1 protein-coding gene is annotated in these 604 nt (G+C 64.7%); it reads left to right on the forward strand.

Translation table 11 applies throughout. The annotated features are described in order from the left end of the window. Positions 1 to 275 precede the first annotated feature (275 nt). Positions 276 to 512 (forward strand): hypothetical protein, encoded by a 237-nt coding sequence (locus tag Xmir_RS22305; RefSeq protein WP_145956967.1) that lies wholly within the window; start codon positions 276 to 278, stop codon positions 510 to 512. Positions 513 to 604 lie beyond the last annotated feature (92 nt).

Genomic DNA, 604 nt, shown 5'->3' on the forward strand with positions numbered 1-604 from the left:
GAACCCAAAACGCCGAGGTACACTTTCAGGATTGTCGGCAACGGCTGGACGCTGACCAGCTTGTCTGGGCGGCGGGCGGCCGTTCTGCGGGTGCGGGCGGCACAGAGCCTGCAAGCGGCGCCCTGCGACGCTCTGGAGCACCGCTGTTTCAGATTGAGCACGGTTTTGCATGACCCGCCTTGTTCAAGGGAAGCCCCCTGCGGGGGCGGCACGGGGCGGAGATGGCGAGCACGGCAACGAGCGAGGAGCTTGCGACTGCGAGCCGGGCGCAGCCAGTGCAGCAGGGTCGGGGCGGGGGAGGTAAAAACGGAGGCCGCAGGCCGACCTGCCTACAGGGTTGTTGGCCGGACGATGGCAAAGCCGCTAAAGAAGAAGGACGGTTGGCCGGACAGGGGCACGGTGTTCAGGTTCGGCACGGGGTTTGCCAGGGACTGGCTCAGGTGATTAGAGCAGAAGGCGCAGCCTTGTGCGCCACACCCCGCGAGGCCGATAAGCGGGGGCGCCAGACATAATGTCAATTATACGCTGCGAACCGCTGTACGGGGTTGATTCGGGCAGCGGAGCCGCCCGGTGAGTGGCGTATAATTCCCCCACATTATGTTGA

It is taken from the genome of Xenorhabdus miraniensis, assembly GCF_002632615.1.